This is a genomic window from Mediterraneibacter flintii, from assembly GCF_055387595.1.
This window is the reverse complement of sequence record NZ_AP031405.1, coordinates 2,602,517-2,623,344: the sequence shown is the minus strand read 5'-3', so window position 1 is coordinate 2,623,344 and position 20,828 is coordinate 2,602,517. Positions and strand designations below refer to the sequence as shown.

17 protein-coding genes and 1 tRNA gene are annotated in these 20,828 nt (G+C 44.7%); 15 read left to right on the top strand and 3 right to left on the bottom strand.

The features are described from left to right. Window positions 1–27 precede the first annotated feature (27 nt). On the bottom strand, window positions 28–474 hold the full coding sequence (locus ACZ5C4_RS12430) for a GatB/YqeY domain-containing protein (protein WP_464521272.1): 447 nt from the start codon (window positions 472–474) through the stop codon (window positions 28–30). 36 nt (window positions 475–510) lie between these two features. Then, window positions 511–1,152 carry a phosphate propanoyltransferase gene (gene pduL / locus ACZ5C4_RS12425; protein WP_464521271.1) on the bottom strand — a complete coding sequence of 214 codons (642 nt, stop codon included), beginning with the start codon at window positions 1,150–1,152 and terminating at the stop codon, window positions 511–513. 239 nt (window positions 1,153–1,391) lie between these two features. Here pduL and ACZ5C4_RS12420 point away from each other — a divergent pair, with 239 nt between their 5' ends. The 12 genes from ACZ5C4_RS12420 (at window position 1,392) to aspS (ending at window position 17,719) form a co-directional block, all read left to right on the top strand. Next, complete coding sequence (locus ACZ5C4_RS12420; RefSeq protein WP_464521270.1) at window positions 1,392–3,023, top strand: Na/Pi cotransporter family protein; 1,632 nt, start codon at window positions 1,392–1,394, stop codon at window positions 3,021–3,023. Between the two features lie 182 nt (window positions 3,024–3,205). Continuing rightward, a complete protein-coding gene (gene spoVT, locus ACZ5C4_RS12415) occupies window positions 3,206–3,751 on the top strand; it encodes a stage V sporulation protein T (protein ID WP_464521269.1) in 546 nt (181 codons plus the stop codon). A gap of 83 nt (window positions 3,752–3,834) precedes the next feature. Further along, window positions 3,835–4,221 carry a TIGR04086 family membrane protein gene (locus tag ACZ5C4_RS12410; protein WP_464521268.1) on the top strand — a complete coding sequence of 129 codons (387 nt, stop codon included), beginning with the start codon at window positions 3,835–3,837 and terminating at the stop codon, window positions 4,219–4,221. 153 nt (window positions 4,222–4,374) lie between these two features. Beyond that, window positions 4,375–4,518: a six-cysteine ranthipeptide SCIFF gene (scfA, locus tag ACZ5C4_RS12405; RefSeq protein WP_059070209.1), complete on the top strand. Its 144-nt coding sequence runs from the start codon at window positions 4,375–4,377 to the stop codon at window positions 4,516–4,518. Window positions 4,519–4,623: 105 nt separating this feature from the next. Then, window positions 4,624–6,051, top strand: a complete 1,428-nt coding sequence (scfB, locus tag ACZ5C4_RS12400; RefSeq protein ID WP_464521267.1) for a thioether cross-link-forming SCIFF peptide maturase — start codon at window positions 4,624–4,626, stop codon at window positions 6,049–6,051. Beyond that, entirely contained in the window at window positions 6,038–8,305 is a 2,268-nt protein-coding gene (secD, locus tag ACZ5C4_RS12395; RefSeq protein ID WP_464521266.1) for a protein translocase subunit SecD, read from the top strand. Before scfB ends, secD begins: the two co-directional genes overlap by 14 nt. Before the next feature lie 104 nt (window positions 8,306–8,409). After that, the gene (recJ, locus tag ACZ5C4_RS12390) at window positions 8,410–10,122 is read left to right on the top strand and encodes a single-stranded-DNA-specific exonuclease RecJ (RefSeq protein ID WP_464521265.1); all 1,713 of its coding nucleotides are present in this window, start codon (window positions 8,410–8,412) and stop codon (window positions 10,120–10,122) included. A gap of 103 nt (window positions 10,123–10,225) precedes the next feature. Next, window positions 10,226–12,532: a RelA/SpoT family protein gene (locus ACZ5C4_RS12385; RefSeq protein WP_464521264.1), complete on the top strand. Its 2,307-nt coding sequence runs from the start codon at window positions 10,226–10,228 to the stop codon at window positions 12,530–12,532. Window positions 12,533–12,545: 13 nt separating this feature from the next. Then, a complete protein-coding gene (locus ACZ5C4_RS12380) occupies window positions 12,546–13,169 on the top strand; it encodes an MBL fold metallo-hydrolase (protein WP_464522348.1) in 624 nt (207 codons plus the stop codon). A gap of 22 nt (window positions 13,170–13,191) precedes the next feature. Beyond that, window positions 13,192–14,616, top strand: coding sequence for a coproporphyrinogen dehydrogenase HemZ (gene hemZ / locus ACZ5C4_RS12375; RefSeq protein ID WP_464521263.1), 1,425 nt, complete (start codon window positions 13,192–13,194; stop codon window positions 14,614–14,616). Beyond that, window positions 14,607–15,869, top strand: a complete 1,263-nt coding sequence (gene hisS / locus ACZ5C4_RS12370) for a histidine--tRNA ligase (RefSeq protein WP_464521262.1) — start codon at window positions 14,607–14,609, stop codon at window positions 15,867–15,869. The genes hemZ and hisS overlap by 10 nt, the downstream gene beginning before the upstream one ends. 59 nt (window positions 15,870–15,928) lie before the next feature. After that, a complete protein-coding gene (gene aspS / locus ACZ5C4_RS12365) occupies window positions 15,929–17,719 on the top strand; it encodes an aspartate--tRNA ligase (protein WP_464521261.1) in 1,791 nt (596 codons plus the stop codon). A gap of 184 nt (window positions 17,720–17,903) precedes the next feature. Here the strand turns inward: aspS and ACZ5C4_RS12360 are convergent. After that, window positions 17,904–17,976, bottom strand: a tRNA-Gly gene (locus tag ACZ5C4_RS12360). Window positions 17,977–18,138: 162 nt separating this feature from the next. On the opposite strand from ACZ5C4_RS12360, the gene ACZ5C4_RS12355 reads away from it, so the two are divergent. The 3 genes from ACZ5C4_RS12355 (at window position 18,139) to thyA (ending at window position 20,813) form a co-directional block, all read left to right on the top strand. Then, window positions 18,139–19,425, top strand: a complete 1,287-nt coding sequence (locus tag ACZ5C4_RS12355) for a homoserine dehydrogenase (RefSeq protein ID WP_464521260.1) — start codon at window positions 18,139–18,141, stop codon at window positions 19,423–19,425. 62 nt (window positions 19,426–19,487) lie between these two features. Continuing rightward, window positions 19,488–19,922, top strand: a complete 435-nt coding sequence (locus ACZ5C4_RS12350) for a MarR family winged helix-turn-helix transcriptional regulator (RefSeq protein WP_464521259.1) — start codon at window positions 19,488–19,490, stop codon at window positions 19,920–19,922. A gap of 42 nt (window positions 19,923–19,964) precedes the next feature. Beyond that, window positions 19,965–20,813 (top strand): thymidylate synthase, encoded by an 849-nt coding sequence (thyA, locus tag ACZ5C4_RS12345; protein WP_464521258.1) that lies wholly within the window; start codon window positions 19,965–19,967, stop codon window positions 20,811–20,813. The last annotated feature ends 15 nt before the right edge of the window (window positions 20,814–20,828 follow it).

Below are 20,828 nucleotides of genomic sequence, written 5' to 3'. Positions count from 1 at the left end.
GATGATAGGTTCTCCCCTCTAAGATACTTAAACTAAGAAGGAAGCTACGATTTCATTTACCTGTTTTCCATCTGCCTTCCCTTTTACCTTCGGCATAAGCTCTTTCATAATTTTTCCTTTGTCTTTTCCAGTAGGCTTTGAGATTCCAAGCTGTGTAATTACTTCCTGCACGAGTGTGCGGATTTCCTCTTCGCCCATCATTTTCGGTGCATATTCTTCAAGAACTGAGAGACGTTTTTTACACTCGTCAATGATGTCTGTGCGGTCAGCTGGAGTCATATCCAGAGTTTCCTTTGTCTGCTTAATTTCCTTTAATATAACCTGTGCTTCCTCCTCAGCAGATAGCTCCGCACGCTTATCGATTGCTTTATTCTTTAAAGCAGAGAGAAGAAAAGAAAGTGCCGCTTTTCGCTCTTTGTCTCCAGCCTTCATAGCGGCAACCATAGCGCTTCTGACTTCATCAATTTTACTCATTTTACTAACCTCCTGATTCTGTGATAAACCGCCCTTTTAGCGGTTAATACCAGCCTGAAGCTCATCCGCCCATGTCTGCAGGCTGTAAGTGTGTCCATTAAAAAGCTTTAAGATAACTCCGGTAGGATTGTCTTCATTTGCAAATGCATTTGCCTCATCAGTATCTACATGCATAGCAAGAGAAAAAGAAGGACTGACCCTGACAACTACGTCGGAGAAGATAAGAGAGCGTTCATAACTGGTTGTGATAACAAATACAATATCATTGTCCTTTACATGTGCACGCATAGCATCTACAGGATTCATATGGATGTGACGTTTTGCTACAATGACGCCTTTTTCCAGTTGTACTTTTCCTTTCGGCCCGACTAAAAGACAACCCGGTGTCCCCTCCAGATCTCCGGACTGGCGTATGACACTGGGGATCCCTAAGCGTCGTGTATCTGTCACAGAGAGTTCAACCTGCGTACAGGAACGGCAGGGGCCTAATACAATGACCTTCTCAAAGCGACCTTTCGGACCAGCAACGGTGAGACGTTCTTTACAAGCATATTGTCCTGGCTGGCTCAATTCTTTTACAAATGTAGGGCGGGCGCCAGAACCGAATAAGATTTCAAAATCCTGCTGTGACAGATGAATATGTCTTGCAGATGTCTCTATCGGAATTTTTAAACTCATATTCCCTCCTGATACATGAAACATTCTGTTCCTTTCACACTCTCTCAATTCTAGCAGAATAAAGCAATGTTTTCAAGTAAGAGAACAACGGGAAGAGATTTTGTCGTATAGTGGTAAAGAAGAAAAAAGTATGTTAAAATTCTGTTAAGAAAATAAAAAGTCGGATTGTCCGACTGGTTTTCGTATGTTATCTTGAACTAAGTATGCGTATAAATACGATAAACAAAGGAGAAAATGAGATGGGAATAAAAGATATACTGTCCCTGTTAGGAGGGCTCGCGCTATTTCTATACGGAATGCAGATGATGAGCAGCGGTCTGGAATCCGCGGCGGGAAATAAAATGAAATCCATTTTGGAAAGACTGACCTCCAACAGAATAAAGGGAGTGCTTGTAGGAGCCGCTATTACTGCGGTTATTCAGTCCTCCTCGGCGACGACAGTGATGGTGGTAGGATTTGTGAACTCCGGACTGATGACATTGAATCAGGCAGTCTGGGTGATTATGGGGGCAAATATCGGTACAACGATTACGGGCCAGCTTATCGCCCTGGACATGGGGGCGATCGCTCCGGTTTTTGCGATCGGCGGCGTGGCAGCCATTATGTTTGTAAAAAGTGAAAAGGTACACCATATCAGTGGAATTTTTGCGGGGCTTGGTATTTTGTTTATGGGAATGGATATGATGGGGAGTGCAATGGAGCCGCTTCAGAATTCAGAGACATTTCTGCAATTTATGACAACGTTTCAGAATCCAGTTGTAGGTATTCTGATTGGAGCTGTCTTTACAGCAATTATCCAGTCTTCCTCCGCCTCTGTGGGAATTCTCCAGGCGCTTGCCGGTACGGGAATGATTCCGCTTTCCAGTGCGGTGTATGTTTTGTTCGGGCAGAATATTGGAACTTGTATTACTGCGGTGCTTGCATCTATCGGTACAAAGGTCAATGCCAGAAGAACGACAGTCATTCATTTGATGTTTAATATTTTTGGCTCTGTGTTGTTTACGATTATCTGTTTGGTAACTCCGTTTGTGTCCTGGATGGAGGCGCTGACACCAGGAAATCCTGTATCGCAGATAGCAAACGTACATACGATTTTTAATATCGTGACTACGTTGATTTTACTTCCATTTGGAACCTATATGGCAAGAATCGCAGTGAAAGTCCTACCGGACAGCAAGAAGGAGGAGGACGAAGAATACAGGCTGAAATATATCCGTCCGTTTGATTCTACTTATGCAATCGGACAGGCTGCAGTGTCTATTTCACAGGTGCGCGACGAAGTAGGAAGAATGCGTGATATGGTCGCGAAAAATATCCATGATGCGTATGAGGTACTGATTCATTATGATGACAAAGCGAGAAAAAAGGTGACCGAACGAGAAGAATATATTGATTATCTGAATAGAGGGATTTCAGAATATATTGTCTCTTTGATGGGAAATGAAAAATCGTTTTCGGATTCAAAACAGTTGAATGGGTTCTACGTAGTCATCAGTAATCTGGAGAGAATCGGGGACCATGCTGTGAACCTTGCAGGGTATGCGGACGACTTGAAAAAATGGGATTTAAAATTTTCGGAAAATGTTTTGGAAGAGCTGGAAATAATGAAGAGGCAATGCTTGGAAGCCTTGGATATTATAAAAGATGTGCAGGCAGAACAGGTAGGGTTTGTACTCAATAAAGCGTCTGCGATTGAACAGAAAATCGACGATACACGAGACAAATATTTCAAAAAACAGATGCAGCGGTTAAAGAAAGGGAAATGTAAGCCGCAGACAGGAATTATTTTTACTGAGATCTTAACAGACTTTGAAAGAATGGGAGATCATGTAAAAAATATTGCACAGCAATATGAAGAAATGGAAGGTTGACAATATATATTCGGAACATTTCGTCGGGGATTAAAAAACCTGCGAATATTTTTCCTCCATTTTACAGATACTACATTTATCTGCAAAAGTTACCATCTTCCTTCGGACAGAGGTGGTGTTCGATTGATGGTGCATACATCGCAATTAGGATAAATGTAAGAATGTAAAATGGAGGAATTTTTATGAAAGCAACAGGAATAGTAAGGCGGATTGACGATCTCGGAAGAGTGGTTATTCCGAAGGAAATAAGAAGAACTTTAAGAATTCGAGAGGGAGATCCTTTAGAAATTTTTACAGATCGGGAGGGAGAAATTATACTGAAAAAATATTCTCCTATTGGGGAGCTTGGCACGCTTGCAAAGCTGTATTGTGAGAGCCTTTCGCAGACAATGGGATGTACGGTCTGCATTACAGATATGGATCAGATAGTGGCGGTTTCTGGAAGTGGAAAAAAAGAATTGCAGGATGCCTATATCAGCAAAGAATTAGAACACGTTATTTTACAGCGTTCGCAGGTTGCAGAAAAGGCAGGAAGCGCTAAGTATGTAGAAATATCAGCCGGAGCAAAAGAATATGCAGAAGAAGTGATCTGTCCGATTCTGTGTAACGGGGATGTGATAGGTTCCGTTGTATTTCTTGGAAAAGACGAGAAAAGAAAATTTGGGGACGTAGAATGTAAAGTGGCACAAAGCGCGGCAGAATTCTTAGGAAAGCAGATGGGGCAGTAGCATAAAACTTCTCGAACAAGCATAGGATGTAGTAGCAAAACGAAGCAGGCAGCAGAAGCTTATGCGAAACGAGGAGGAGAGAGATGGAAAAAAAGATGAAGAATGGCCGGGGAATAGAGACGAAATTACTCTGGCTGCTGAAATCCCTGTTATGCGCGTATATTGTGACCGGAATACTACTGTTCATTTTGACGATGCTTTTATATAAGCTGAATCTCGATGAAGGAAAGGTGACAGCCGGAATTGTGGTTATCTATATACTGTCTACATTTGCGGGAGGATTTCTGATAGGAAAGCTTGCAGGGGTACGGAAATTTGCATGGGGGCTTATATTAGGAGTATTGTATTTTGTTCTACTGCTGCTGATTTCCCTCGGCGTCTATCATACCTTACAGTCAGAATGGCAAAGCCTGATTACAACATGCCTTTTGTGTGCGGGAGGAGGTATGCTGGGCGGCATGCTATCGTAGTGGAAGAGACTACCTAATTGAAAAAAGGAAGAAACGGTACCTTAACAGTGTGGGAAACGAAAGAAAAAGGGGGTTTAAAAACGGAAAACAGTATGGTATAATGTTACGAAGTAACAGGTGTATATAGATACACGTAAAGTAGGAGGAGAGAAGATGAAACACATTAAGACACTGAATACGCAGACATTAAATCATACAGTGAAAAAAGGCGGATGCGGTGAGTGCCAGACATCCTGTCAGTCAGCATGTAAGACATCCTGCACAGTGGGAAACCAGACATGTGAGCATAAGAAATAGGCCATACCGGCAAATTTTGGCGGAATAAAAGTGAAGAAAAAGAGGCAGCGGCGTTTACCGCTGCCTTAGCGTTTGTTATTACAGAATGAAAGAGAGATACATATCGTGATTCATCAGTATCAGAATAATGGATATTATATTGTACTAGATGTCAACAGCGGTTCCGTCCATGTGGTGGACGAGCCCGCATATAAGATAATAGAGATTCTGGAAAAGGAAAATCCGTATCATACGGAACAGACCTTGAGAAATCCAGATACATTGTACAAGCTAAAGAAATGTCTGGGAGAAAGATACCCGGAAGAGGAGATAAAAGAAATAGTAGAGGCAGTGGCAGAGCTGACAAAGGCAGGACAGCTTTTCACCAGAGACATATATGAAGAGTATATTGGAGAAGTAAAAAAGAGAAAGACTGTTGTAAAAGCGCTCTGTCTGCATATCGCCCATGACTGTAATCTCGCGTGCAGGTATTGTTTTGCAGAGGAAGGGGAATATCATGGGAGAAGGGCGCTGATGTCCTATGAGGTGGGGAAAAAAGCGCTGGATTTCCTGGTGGAAAATTCAGGAAACCGAAGGAATTTGGAAGTAGACTTCTTTGGTGGAGAACCCTTGATGAATTGGAAGGTCGTAAAGCAGCTTGTGGCATACGGTCGGGAGCTGGAAAAAAGCCATGACAAGCATTTTCGGTTTACCCTGACGACAAACGGTGTGCTGTTAAATGAGGAAGTGCAGGAATTTTTGAACCGTGAGATGGACAATGTGGTGTTAAGCCTTGACGGAAGAAAAGAAGTCAATGACAAAATGCGCCCGTTTAGGAATGGGAAAGGCAGCTATGAGCTGATTGTGCCTAAATTTCAGAGGCTTGCCGACAGCAGAAACCAGGAGAAGTACTATATCCGCGGGACATTTACAAGGGAAAATCTGGATTTTTCAAAGGATGTGCTGCATTTTTCAGAATTGGGATTTGAACAGATTTCCATTGAGCCTGTAGTAGGCGACGACACAGATCCATATGCGATTCAAAAAGAGGATTTGCCGCAGATATTTGCCGAGTATGACAGACTTGCCCAAATTATGGTGGAGAGAGAAAAAGCGGGAAAGGGCTTTACGTTTTTCCATTTTATGCTGGATTTAGAAGGAGGGCCCTGCGTCGCAAAGCGGTTGTCGGGCTGCGGCTCCGGCACCGAATATCTCGCGGTGACGCCCTGGGGGGATTTATATCCGTGCCATCAATTTGTGGGGAATGAAGAATTCCTGATGGGAAACGTAGAGGACGGGATTACCCATCCGGAAATTGCAGAAGAATTCAGAGGCTGCAGTGTGTATTCAAAGGAAAAATGCAGGAGCTGCTTTGCCAGATTTTACTGTAGCGGAGGATGCATGGCAAATTCCTATAAATTTCATCATACCATTCAGGATACCTACGAGGTAAGCTGTGAGATGGAGAGAAAGAGAGTGGAATGTGCAATTATGATAAAAGCGGCACTGGCTGACTATGAAGAAAGGAAGAAGGAAAAGCATGAAGAAAAGTAAAGGGATTATAACCCTGATCATCATCGCGGCGCTTATGGTTTTCCTGGGCTATACGACGATATTTGGGCTGGGAAAATTTGGCGGCGCGGCGAAGAATATCAATCTTGGATTGGATTTGGAAGGCGGGGTAAGCATTACTTACCAGGTAAAAGGAGATAAGCCTTCTGATGAAGACATGTCTGATACGATTTACAAATTGCAGAGACGTGTAGAACAATACAGTACGGAGGCACAGGTTTATCAGGAGGGAGATGACCGGATCAGTATCGAAATTCCGGGAGTTACAGATGCCAATGCGATTCTGGATGAACTGGGACAGCCAGGCTCTCTGTACTTTATCCGTGAGAAAGACGCAGAGGGTGCGGACAACTATACGCTGGATGCATCAGGAGCGTATGTGTTGAATAAGTCCATCGAAGAAATAGAAGCGGATGGTTCTATTTTGCTGACGGGCTCCGATGTGAAAAGTGCTTCTGCCGGAACACAGCAGGACAGCACTACGTCAGCAACTTCAAATGTAGTGCAGCTTTCTTTTAATGAAGAAGGAACAAAAAAGTTTGCGGAAGCGACGAAGGCAGCCAAAGAAGCGGGAGAGACGATTGCCATCTATTATGACGGCGAACTCATCAGTGTACCGCGGGTCAATGCTGTAATTGAGGATGGACAGGCAGTAATTGAGGGAAGCATGACCTATGAAGAGGCAGACAATCTGGCATCTACCATCCGAATCGGTGGGTTGAATGTGGAGCTTCAGGAACTGCGGTCGAATGTAGTAGGCGCACAGCTAGGAGAGGAAGCAGTGAGCACCAGCTTAAAGGCAGGGGCGATCGGGCTTGCAGTGGTGTTTATCTTTATGATTGCGGTATATCTGCTTCCCGGACTTGCATCCAGTCTGGCGCTGTTGATCTACACAGAGCTGATTCTGGTGCTTTTAAATGCCTTTGACATTACGCTCACCCTGCCGGGAATTGCAGGTATTATTCTTGGAATCGGTATGGCGGTGGACGCAAACGTGATTATTTTCGCGCGTGTCAAAGAGGAATTGACTGCTGGAAAGGCGGTGAAATCCGCGCTTCACGCAGGCTTCCACAAGGCAATGTCCGCGATTTTAGACGGGAATATTACAACCTTGATTGCGGCGGCGGTACTGTGGATCAAAGGAAGCGGAACAGTAAGAGGATTTGCACAGACACTGGCGCTTGGTGTCGTAGTGTCCATGTTTACTGCGCTTGTGATTACGCGGCTGATTATCTATTCTCTGTATGCGGCGGGGATTCGGAATGCGAAAGTGTACGGGCGTCCCAAACCGGCCAGAAAACCGATTGACTTTATCGGAAAGAGAAAGGTATTTTTCATTGTTTCTATTATTATGTGCCTGTCAGGGCTTGTATTTATGGGAATTCATGCAGGGAAGGGAGACGGCGCGCTCAATTACAGCATGGAATTTAAAGGCGGAACGGCGACAACCGTAACCTTTGATAAAGAATATACGCTGGATGAGATTGACAGCCAGATAGTTCCGAAGCTGGAGGACGTGACGGGAGATAAGAACGTCCAGGTACAGAAGGTAGAGGGGACAAATCAGGTTATCTTTAAGACACAGACGTTGTCCCTGGACAAGCGGGAGGCATTTAACCAGGTGATGACAGAGGAGTTCGGTGTCAATGAAGCAGAAGGGATTACTTCGGAAAACATCAGCTCCACCGTAAGCTCCGAGATGCGTACGGACGCGGTTATCGCGGTGGTCATTGCGACAATCTGTATGCTGTTGTATATCTGGTTCCGGTTTAAGGACATTCGCTTTGCGACCAGTGCAGTGCTTGCACTGATACATGATGTGCTTGTAGTACTTGCCGTATATGCAATCGGAAGAGTTTCTGTCGGCAATACCTTTATCGCATGTATGCTGACAATCGTAGGATATTCCATCAATGCAACAATCGTTATTTTTGACCGGATTCGTGAGGAGCTTAAGACACAGAGGAAAGACGATCTCGCATTGCTTGTAAACCGGTGTATCACTGCTACGTTGACGCGCAGTATCTATACAACGTTTACGACCTTTGTCATGGTGGCTATCCTGTATGTGATGGGCGTAAGCTCCATCAAAGAATTTGCGCTTCCATTGATGGTGGGGATTGGCTGCGGCGCCTATACTTCTGTGTGCCTGACCGGCTCTCTGTGGTATGTAATGAAAACGCGCATCGGAAAGAAAGCAGATGCAGCGTCAAAGAAAGCCGGCAAAAAGAAATAGGCAGGAAAGCAGCATTCGAAAAGATGGCCGGAGGAAATACAGGATGCCGGGGTATGAAGGAGTTCAATTCTTTGTACCTCGGCATTTGTTGAAGGAGGCAGTTTATGGAAAAATGGTTTGTTGCCATGAAAAAGGCAGATTTCCAGAAGATTTCAGAAAAGTATCATATATCCCCGATTGTGGCAAGATTGATACGAAACAGAGAGATTGTGTCAGAAAAAGAGATTGACTTTTATTTAAATGGGACGATTGCAGATTTATATGACGGAATGTTGATGAAGGATATGGATAAAGCGGTGGAGATCCTCTCTGAGAAAATCAAAGCAAAAGAAGCAATCCGTGTGATCGGGGATTATGACATTGACGGAGTAAATGCCACATATATACTGAAAGAAGGCTTGACGGGACTTGGAGCAGATGTAGATACAGATATTCCAGACCGCGTGAAGGATGGATACGGCTTAAACCGTATGTTGATCGACCGCGCACTAGAGGAAGGGATAGATACCATTATAACCTGTGATAACGGGATTGCAGCGAAGGAAGAAATTGAGTATGGGAAGAAGCGGGGACTTACGATTCTTGTGACAGACCACCATGAGGTTCCGTATGTAGAGCTTGGCGGGGAAAGGGAGTATCTGCTTCCGCCTGCAGATGCCGTAGTCGATCCACACAGATCCGATTGTCCGTATCCATTCAAAGGATTGTGCGGGGCAGCGGTCGCTTATAAACTGATCGAAGCGTTGTATAATGTAATGGCGAGGGACGCAGAGGATGTAGATTACTTGATGGAAAACGTTGCGATCGCCACGGTCGGAGATGTGATGGATTTGATCGGGGAGAATAGGATTTTTGTTAAACAGGGCTTGGAAATGTTAAAGAGAACGAAAAATGAAGGGCTGAAAGCATTGATTGCCTGTACAGGGGTGCCGGTGGAGCATTTAAGCGCCTATCATATTGGTTTTATTCTGGGGCCCTGTATCAATGCCAGCGGCAGGCTGGATACAGCCAAAAGGGCGCTGGCTTTGCTGGAGGCGAAGACCCATAGGGAGGCAGTGCTTCTGGCGGAGGATTTAAAGGCGTTAAATGACAGCCGTAAGGAGATGACAGAAAAAGGCGTGGAACAGGCGGTTGCCCAGATTGAAGAGAGCGAGCTTAAGAATGATAAAGTTTTGGTCGTCTATCTGCCGGACTGCCATGAGAGTATTGCGGGGATCATCGCTGGACGGATTAAAGAGAGGTACTATCGCCCGACCTTCGTGCTGACGAAGGCAGAAGAGGGGGTAAAAGGCTCCGGTCGTTCGATTGAGAGCTATCATATGTTTGAAGAAATGTGTAAATGCCGTTCTTTATTTACGAAATTCGGCGGACATAAGCTGGCGGCGGGGGTGTCCTTGAAAGAGGAGGATATAGAAACATTTAGAAAGACGATCAATGAATTGGCAGATTTGAGTGAAGAGGATTTGCTGATGAAGGTATCGATTGACATGCGGCTTCCGTTTCCCTATGTCACAGAATCACTGATAGAAGAGCTTAAGCTCTTAGAACCGTTCGGGAAAGGCAATACAAAGCCTCTGTTTGCGGAGAAGGAATTAAGAGTCATACATCCAAGGATTCTTGGGAAAAATCAGAATGTGCTCAAGTGTGTTTTAGAAGATATGCAGGGAAACAGAATAGACGCCGTATATTTTGGCGAGGTAAAGGCATGTCTTAGGAGGATGCAGGAAAAGGCCAGGCTGTCCGTTACATACTATCCTTCGATCAATGAATTTCGGGGAGAAAAGACGAAACAGATAACGATCGTGAATTACCAATAAAATGTTTGAAAAATATTAGAATAATGATATACTAAAAGCTAGCAGTGCCTGTGTAATCGGCGCTGCGTTTACAAAAGGATTACCAGAGAAAGGGGGAATTGATATGGCAGGCACGCTGGAGTACGAGCTGTTGAACAGAAATCTGGAGATGGTAGACGGACACGCAGTGAAAGCACCTGAAGATTATCAAGACCCTGAACAGTTATATCAGGCGTTAGTCTCAAGGGTGCGTAAATACCACCCTTCGGCAGACATTACTATGATAGAAAAGGCATACCAGGCTGGAAAGGCGGCACATAAAGGACAGGCACGCAAATCAGGAGAACCCTATATTATTCATCCACTGTGGGTAGGAATTATTCTTGCAGAGCTGGAGATGGATAAAGAAACGATCGTAGCGGGAATGCTGCACGATGCGGTAGAAGATACGGAGATGACACTGGAAGATGTGACCAGAGAATTCGGAGAAGAGGTAGCACTTCTTGTGGACGGAGTGACAAAGCTGGGCCAGTTGTCCTACGCAAAAGATAAACTGGAGGTGCAGGCAGAAAACCTGCGCAAAATGTTTCTGGCTATGGCGAAGGATATTCGTGTCATCATCATTAAGCTGGCAGACCGTCTGCACAATATGCGCACATTGGAGTTTATGACGCCGCAGAAGCAGAAAGAAAAAGCAAGAGAGACGATGGATATTTATGCGCCGATCGCGCAGCGTCTCGGTATTTCGAAGATTAAGACGGAATTGGATGATTTGTCTTTAAAATATTCGCAGCCCGAAGTATATTACAATTTGGTAAAAGAGCTGAATGAACGCAAGACAGAGCGCGAAGAATTTGTCCAGCAGATTGTCGCGGAAGTGTCCAAGCATATGAAAAATGCGCACATCAAAGCAAAGGTATACGGCAGGGTAAAGCATTTTTTCAGTATTTATAAGAAAATGGTAAACCAGAACAAAACACTGGATCAGGTATATGATCTGTTTGCGGTGCGTATCATTGTAGATTCTGTCAAAGACTGCTATGCGGCGCTCGGTGTGATCCATGAAATGTATACGCCGATACCGGGGCGTTTTAAAGATTATATCGCTATGCCGAAGGCAAATATGTATCAGTCGCTTCATACGACGCTGATGGGACCTTCCGGACAGCCTTTTGAGATTCAGATCCGTACAGAAGAGATGCATAAGACTGCTGAGTACGGTATCGCCGCGCACTGGAAATATAAAGAAGGCGGAGATGCGACAAAGAGTATGAAGGCGCAGGAGGAGGAAAAATTAAGCTGGCTGCGCCAGATACTGGAATGGCAGAGGGACATGTCCGATAATCGAGAGTTTTTAAGTCTTTTGAAGGGCGATCTGGATTTGTTTGCAGAGGATGTCTATTGCTTTACGCCCAATGGAGATGTGAAGAATCTTCCAAACGGCTCCACGCCGGTTGATTTTGCCTATTCGATTCACAGCGCCGTCGGAAACAAGATGGTGGGAGCGCGCGTCAACGGCAAGCTGGTAAATATAGATTATAAAATACAAAACGGGGATCGGATTGAGATTCTGACTTCACAGAATTCCAAAGGGCCGAGTCGGGACTGGCTGAATATTGTCAAGAGTACCCAGGCAAAGAATAAAATTAACCAATGGTTTAAGAGGGAATTCAAGGAAGAAAATATTATCAGGGGAAAAGAGCTGCTTGTTTCTTACTGCAAGGCGAAGGGGCTCGTAAGCTCTGACATCATCAAGCCAAAATACCAGCAGATTGTCCAGAAAAAGTACGGCTTTAAGGACTGGGATTCTGTTCTGGCGGCGATCGGGCATGGAGGTCTAAAGGAAGGACAGGTTGTGAACCGTCTTTTAGAGGAATATGAAAAAGACCACAAAAAAGAAATTACAGATGAGACGATTCTGGAAAAAATATCGGAGGCAAATCACCAGAAGGTGCATATTGCGAAGTCTAAAAGTGGGATTGTCGTCAAAGGGATTGACGATATGGCAGTGCGCTTCTCTAAATGCTGCAATCCAGTGCCAGGGGATGAGATTGTCGGCTTTGTTACCAGGGGGCGTGGGATGTCTATTCACCGGACAGACTGCATCAACATGCTGCATTTGACGGATACAGAGAGGGAGCGCCTGATTGACGCTGAATGGGAAGAGAATGCCGCAGAGGAAAGCGGCGGGCAGTATCTCGCCGAGCTGAAGATGTATGCGGCTGATCGGCAGGGGCTGCTTATGGACATTTCACGGATTTTTACAGAGGCAAAGATCGATGTAAAGTCTATGAATATCCGTACCAGCAAAAAAGGAACGGCAACACTGGATATGGGCTTTACCGTACATGGACGCGAAGAGATGAACCGCGTTACAGAGAAGCTAAGACAATTGGATGGTGTAATGGATATTGAGCGAACAGCGGGGTAGGAGAATGGAAAAGATACAGGTAAAAAATTTTGTGATAGGAATGGTAGGGACAAATTGCTATGTTGTGAGTCATTCTGTGACAAAAGAGGCATTTGTGGTCGATATGGCAGGAGCGTCAGAGAGACTTTTGGAATATATCGCTGAGGAAGGGCTCAAGATGAAGGCGCTGCTTCTGACGCATGGGCATTTTGACCATATTATGGGAATTGACTGGTTTTTGAAGCATTTTTCAGTCCCAGTCTATGCACATGAGAAGGAAAAAGAGCTGTTGGAAAATGCCGATTTCAATGCCTCCACCGCCTATGGAAGTGCCTATACCTACACAAAGGCGCAGTATGTAAAGGATGGGGAGGAGTTAAATGTTGCGGGGATAAATTTGCGCGTTTTGTATACGCCGGGGCATACTGCCGGAGGATGCTGCTATTATCTGCCAGAGGAAAAGGTGCTGTTCAGCGGTGATACCCTGTTTTATGAATCTGTTGGGAGAACCGATCTTCCAACCGGAAGCGCCGGCGAGCTTATGCGTTCTGTGAAGGAAAAACTATTGGGACTGCCGGAGGATACAGTTGTATTTCCAGGACATATGAGAGATACGACGATCGGACATGAAAAGCAATACAATCCGTTTTTGGGATAATAAACGGTGTCAGAGGAATTATATGATAGAGATAAGCAGTAAAGAAAACAAGTATACGTATAATGTGTATCATCTGGCAAAGGCATTTTTTCCAGAAGAAGAGATTGTGCAGAAGGTAGATGAGAAACAAGAGCCTCTTGTGAAACTAAATGTGGATGGAGGCTCTTCTTTTTGCATCCGAAAAGAGGAAATAAACGGAACGGATATACAGGAGAGAAAAAGGAGTGTGACTCGTAATTTTTACCTTCGTTTGTCTGAAATGACAGGAAGGAATCTGGCATGGGGGATGCTTACAGGCGTGCGTCCGACCAAACTGGCAATGCAGGCAATGGAGAAAGGGCTTTCAGAAGAAGAGATAGTAAAATATCTGACAGAAACCTATTGTATCAGCGAACAAAAAGCAAGTCTCGGTGCGAAAATTGCCAGAAGAGAGAAAGCACTTCTGAAAAAGCTGGACTATGAGGACGGATTTAGTTTATATGTGGGAATCCCATTTTGTCCAAGTATCTGCTCGTACTGTTCCTTTAGTTCTTCCCCGATTTCTCTCTGGCAGGAGCGTACAGACGACTATGTAGATGCCCTGTGTAAAGAGATACAGGCGATTGGGAAGATGGCAGGAACGAAAAGATTAAATACCGTCTATATCGGCGGCGGCACGCCTACGACCTTGTCTGCCTTGCAGCTCGACAGGCTGTTATCTACAATCCAGCGTTGTTTTTCCGAGAAATATCTGATGGAATATACAGTGGAGGCAGGGCGTCCGGACAGTATAACAGAAGAAAAATTAAAGACGATCTATCAATATCCGGTTACCCGTATTTCGGTCAATCCGCAGACTATGCAGCAGAAAACACTGAATCTAGTCGGAAGAAGACATACGGTGGAGGAGATAAAAAAAAGCTTTTACATGGCGCGCGCGATCGGATTTCATAACATCAATATGGATTTGATCGCAGGTCTTCCAGGAGAAACGCAGGCAGATATGAAAGATACACTGGAGCAGATAAAAGAGCTTTCGCCGGACAGTCTGACAGTACATGCCCTTGCTATCAAGAGAGCTGCAAAGTTTGGACAGGAAAAAAGAAAACAAAAGAATGGACAGGAAATAGAAAGCATGGTGGAGGAGTCGGCAAGAGCAGCCGGAGAGATGGGCATGGAGCCGTATTATTTGTACCGCCAGAAAAATATTGCGGGCAATTTTGAAAATGTAGGGTATGCAAAGGTTGACAAAGCCGGAATATACAATATACTTATTATGGAAGAAAAGCAGACGATTCTCGCGGCGGGAGCAGGCGCCTCTACAAAGCTTGTACTGCCCCGAAAAAAGAAACTGAAAAACGGCAAAGAAACCAATCTTATCCGTATCGAAAATGTGAAAAGCATTACAGAATATATAGAACGCATTGATGAAATGATAGAACGAAAAGGAGAATGGCTATGGCATTAAAAAAGAAACCAGTCACAGGCATGAGCGACAGGATGCCTGCAGAGATGGAAATCAGAGACTATGTAATCGGGCTTATCAAGGAGACATATAAATCGTTCGGATTTTCCTCTATTGAGACACCCTGTGTGGAACATCTGGAAAATCTGCTTAGCAAGCAGGGGGGAGATAATGAAAAGCTTATTTTTAAAATTTTAAAACGCGGAGAAAAACTCAAGATAGATGAGGCGAAAGAGGAAGGGGACTTGACGGACGGTGGTCTTCGGTATGATTTGACGGTGCCGCTTTCCAGATATTATGCAAATCACGCAAACGATCTGCCTGCACCCTTTAAAGCGCTGCAGATGGGAAATGTATGGAGAGCAGACCGACCGCAGAGAGGAAGGTTCCGCCAGTTTATGCAGTGTGATATTGATATTTTAGGAGAGCCGTCAAACTTAGCAGAGATCGAACTGATTCTGGCTACGACCTGCCTGCTTGGAAAGCTGGATTTTAAGAATTTTACCATTCGTATTAACGATCGGAGATTCTTAAAGGCAATGGCGGCATACAGCGGATTTCAAGAGAAGGATTATGAGAAGGTCTTTATTATTCTGGACAAAATGGACAAGATTGGATTGGACGGCGTGGCGTCAGAGCTAGAGGAATGTGGGTATGCAAAGGAATCAGTGGAGAAGTATTTACAGCTGTTTAAAGAGATTAAAAATGATGTGGAAGGCGTGCGCTGGTGTAAAGAAAAATTACAGGGCTTTCTTGAGGATGAAGCGGCGGATTCACTGGAAATGATTATCACAAGTGTGGAGCATGCCAAAGAGGCAGAGTTTACCATTCGTTTTGATCCCACGCTGGTGCGTGGTATGTCCTACTATACAGGAACGATTTTTGAGATTGCGATGGATGAGTTCGGTGGTTCTGTAGGAGGAGGGGGCCGCTATGATAAGATGATAGGTAAATTTACAGGACAGGATACACCTGCAGTTGGATTTTCTATCGGATTTGAACGGATTGTTATGCTCCTGTCAGAACGAGGATACGAGGTGCCTTCTAAAAGAGAGAAGAAAGCATTCCTGCTGGAGAAAAGCCTTCCGAAGGAATCTGTGCTAAAAGTACTGGAAATGGCGAAAAAAGAGCGTGAAGATGGAAAACAAGTGATGCTTATGAAGCAGAAGAAAAATAAAAAGTTCCAGAAAGAACAGTTAAAAGAGCAGGGATATACAGACATCACAGAGGTATACGCAGATTCCAATTTCGACTAGATGCAGATGAGCTTTGGACAGTAAATATAGGAAAAGAGTACAGAAAGGAAAAGAAAATTATGGCAGAATCAATGCAGGGGCTGAAAAGAAGTCACCGCTGCGGAGAGCTTTCCGCGGCAAACGTACAGGAGACAGTCACCATCATGGGATGGGTACAGAAGAATAGAAATAAAGGAGGACTGGTCTTTGTAGATGTCAGAGATCGTTCTGGGATTATACAGGTTGTATTTGAAGAGGGAAGGACGGATAAGGCATTGCTTGAGAAGGCAGCAAGCCTAAAGGCAGAGTATGTTGTGGCGGTTGTCGGAACAGTAGAAAGACGTTCCGGCGCGGTAAATGAGAATCTCTCAACAGGGGAGATCGAGGTGGTTCCTTCACAACTTAGGATTTTGTCAGAATCGGAGACGCCGCCGTTTCCGATTGAAGAGAATGCAAAGACGAGAGAAGAGGTACGCTTAAAATACAGGTATCTGGATTTAAGAAGACCAGATTTGCAGAGAAACCTGATGCTTAGGAGCAAGGTGGCGACCCTGGTGCGCCAGTTCCTTTCTGAAGAGGGATTTTTGGAGATTGAGACGCCTATGCTCGGAAAAAGTACACCGGAAGGGGCGCGGGATTATCTGGTTCCGAGCCGGATTCATCCAGGCAGCTTTTATGGGCTGCCGCAGTCACCGCAGCTCTATAAGCAGCTTTTGATGTGTTCCGGTTATGACCGTTATTTCCAGATAGCAAAATGCTTCCGGGATGAGGATTTACGTGCAGACAGACAACCAGAGTTTACACAGATTGACATGGAGCTGTCGTTTGTAGATGTAGAGGAGGTCATTGATGTAAATGAACGTATGCTTGCGAAGTTATTCAAAGAAACATTAAATGTGGATGTCCCACTTCCGATTCCGCGGATGACCTGGCAGGAGGCAATGGATCGGTTTGGCTCTGACAAGCCGGATATTCGGTTTGGAATGGAGCTGACAGATGTAACCGAAGTAGTAAGAGAATGCGGATTCGGCGTGTTCACAGGAGCCATTGAAAACGGAGGAAGCGTGCGGGGAATCAATGCAAAAGGACAGGGGGCAATGCCGCGGAAGAAAATCGATAAGCTGACGTCCTTTGTGAAAGATTACGGCGCAAAGGGACTCGCCTATGCAGCTATTCAGGAGGATGGCTCTGTCAAGTCTTCTTTTGCTAAATTTTTAAGTGAAGCAGAGATGAACGGTCTTATACAGGCGATGAACGGGGAGCCGGGAGATCTGCTCTTGTTCGCAGCAGACAAGAATAAAGTAGTATGGGACAGCTTAGGCGCTCTGCGTCTGGAACTGGCAAAGCAGTTGGAGCTGCTTGACAAGAACGAATATAAATTCCTTTGGATTACCGAATTTCCGCTTCTGGAGTGGAGTGAGGAGCAAAACCGCTACACAGCAATGCATCACCCGTTTACTATGCCGATGGAAGAGGATTTAGACTTGCTTGATAAGGAACCTGGAAAAGTGCGCGCGAAGGCATATGACATTGTACTCAACGGAAATGAAATCGGCGGGGGAAGTGTCCGTATTTTCCAGGACAATGTGCAGGAAAAAATGTTTGAAGTGCTGGGCTTTACAAAGGAGCAGGCGCACAGCCAGTTTGGCTTCCTCTTAGATGCCTTCAAATACGGTGTTCCGCCGCACGCAGGACTCGCATACGGACTGGATCGCCTTGTCATGTTGATGGCGAAGGAAGACAGTATCCGTGATGTGATCGCGTTCCCGAAGGTGAAAGACGCCTCCTGTCTGATGACAGAAGCTCCGAGTGTTGTAGATGAAAAGCAGCTAGAAGAACTGGGGCTGGAAAGAACGAAGGAAGAAGCGTAAACGAAGCAGAAAAAAGGGAAAAGAAATAGAATCTGGCTTTCACCGCAGATGTCAGTTATACTGACCTCCTGTAAAGGAAAGATGCGGGAAAGCCAGAGCTTTTTATATAATAGGAAATTTATCGAAATTTCCTATTATATAAAATAAAAAACCGCTGATTTTTTAATCAGCAGTTTTTTATGAGAGCGACAGACGGGGTTCGAACCCGCGACCCCGACCTTGGCAAGGTCGTACTCTACCAACTGAGCCACTGTCGCATTTGTTTTCCGCCAACCGGAACAATAAATACTATACTATATGGATTTTAGAATGTCAACAACTTTTTGAAAAAAATTTACGAAAAGCAGGAGGGCTTTCGGGAATGTATTTTTTATGCTATAATATGTGCCAATGAACACTTGGGAAAGGACTTTAAGGATATGGAACGAAAAAAGATAAAAGCCGCGCTTCTTGGCTTGGGAACCGTCGGCGGAGGAGTATATAAGCTGATACAGAGAAGAAAAGACGAGATGGAGCAGATAATCGGGACACAGCTTGAAATTGTCAAAATTATGGTGCACAATCTGGACAAAAAAAGAGAGGGGATTGATTCTTCTCTTCTGACAGACAACTGGCAGGAGATTATAGAGGACGAAGAGATTGAGATTGTTATTGAAGTGATTGGAGGTATAGAGCCGGCTAAGACAATGATCTTAGAAGCGCTGCGTGCAGGAAAGCATGTGGTTACAGCGAATAAGGATCTGATCGCACAGCAGGGAAGAGAGCTGTTAAACGCTGCGGAAGAAAGTGGAGCAGATTTCCTGTTCGAGGCATCAGTGGCAGGCGGAATCCCGATTATCCGCCCATTAAAGCAATGCCTTGCGGCGAATGAGCTTACAGATGTGGTAGGGATTGTAAATGGGACAACCAATTACATTTTGACGAAAATGTTCGAAGAAAATGTAAGCTTTGAGAGTGCACTTGTAAAAGCAAAGGAGCTGGGATATGCGGAGGCAGATCCGACGGCAGATATAGAAGGATTGGACGCCGGAAGAAAAGTGGCGATTATGGCGTCTATCGCATTTCACACGCGGGTGGTATTTGAAGATGTGCATACGGAAGGAATCACAGAAATTACAGAAAAGGACGTTGCCTATGCAAAGGACTTGGACTGTGTGATTAAGCTGTTGGGAGTAGCGCATGATACAGAAGAGGGAATCGAAGTAGGGGTGTATCCGATGATATTAAAAAAGGAACATCCGCTTGCCTCTGTTCGGGATTCATTTAACGCAGTATTTGTGCATGGAGATGCGGTGGATGACGCTATGTTTTATGGAAGAGGTGCAGGAGAGTTTCCCACAGCAAGCGCGGTTGTCGGCGATGTCATTGATGTGGCGCGGGATATACAGTATGGCTGTACAGGAAGAATCAGCTGTACCTGTTATAAAGATACACCGATCAAAAAATTTAAAGAGGTGAAAAACAAATTTTTCCTGCGCATGCAGGTGAAAAACCAGCCGGGCGTGCTTGCATGCATCGCACAGATTTTTGGAAACCATAAGGTCAGTATCGTGCGGGTCGTACAAAAATATGTAGAGGAGAGCCAGGCAGAACTGGTCATCGTAACAGATAAAGTGAAAGAGGGTTATATGAAGAATGCTTTAAAAGAATTGGAAGATCTGGATGACATTTACGAAGTAAGCAGTGTTATCCGGGCATATCTGTAGAGCATGTCAGAGACAATAAAACGCCCTTTTCCAGGATGCTTTCAGGCAGAAAGGAGCGCCAGATGGAGAGAAGAAACCAGCCAATTGGATTTATGGTAAAACAGATTAATAATGTGTTTGAGAAGGATTTAAATGAGAGACTGCGTACAATCGGTATTACCTCTTCTCAGTGTGCAGTCCTGGATTATCTGTTTCACACAAGCAAGGATGAAGTAAACCAGAGAGACGTAGAGAGGCATTTGAGCCTGAAAAATCCTACTGTGACAGGGATACTGAAAAGGCTGGATGAAAAAGGGTTCATTCTATGTGTTCCCAATACGGCGGACAAAAGAAAGAAAAATATTTATCTTACAGAGAAGGCATATGACATCCAGAGGAGAATGGAAGCGGACAGAAAGAAGATGGATAAGAACCTGACAAGAGGTATGACAAAAAAGGAAATTGCTGCTTTGACACGGGGACTGGAAAAAATGTTATATAATATTGCAGAACCATAAACAGAACTATAAAAAGTATCCAGGCAGGACAGGAGGAGAAAAATGAGTTACGCTGACAAACTATTTATTCAGATGTGCAGAGACATCATAGACAACGGAACTAGTACGGAGGGGGAGAAGGTAAGACCGGTATGGGAGGACGGTACTCCGGCATACACGATAAAGAAATTCGGAGTGGTAAACCGGTATGATCTCGCAAAAGAATTTCCCGCGCTTACGCTTCGAAGGACGGGTATAAAAAGCTGTACGGATGAGCTTCTATGGATATGGCAGAAAAAATCGAACAATATCCATGAGCTCAACAGCCATATCTGGGATAGCTGGGCGGATGAGACCGGATCTATCGGTAAAGCATATGGCTATCAGATGGGAGTAAAGCATAGGTATAAGGAAGGAATGATGGATCAGGTAGATCGGGTCATTTATGACTTAAAGAATCATCCATATAGCCGCCGTATTATGACAAACCTCTATGTACATCAGGATTTGCATGAGATGAACCTGTATCCGTGCGCTTACAGTATGACATTTAATGTGACAAAAGAAAAAGACAGTGACAGGCTGACGCTGAACGGGATCTTGAATCAGCGCTCCCAGGACGTGCTGACGGCAAATAATTGGAATGTATGCCAGTATGCCGTATTGCTTCATATGCTGGCGCAGGTATGCGACATGAAAGTAGGAGAGTTTGTACATGTGATTGCAGATGCACATATTTATGACAGGCATATTCCGATGATCGAAGAACTGATTGCCAGAGAACCACTTCCGGCGCCGAAGTTCTGGCTGAATCCAGAAATTAAAGATTTCTATGCGTTTACCTGTGAAGATGTGCGGTTGGACGATTACCAGACTCACCCGCAGATCAAGAATATACCGGTTGCAGTGTAGGAAAAGCCATACTTA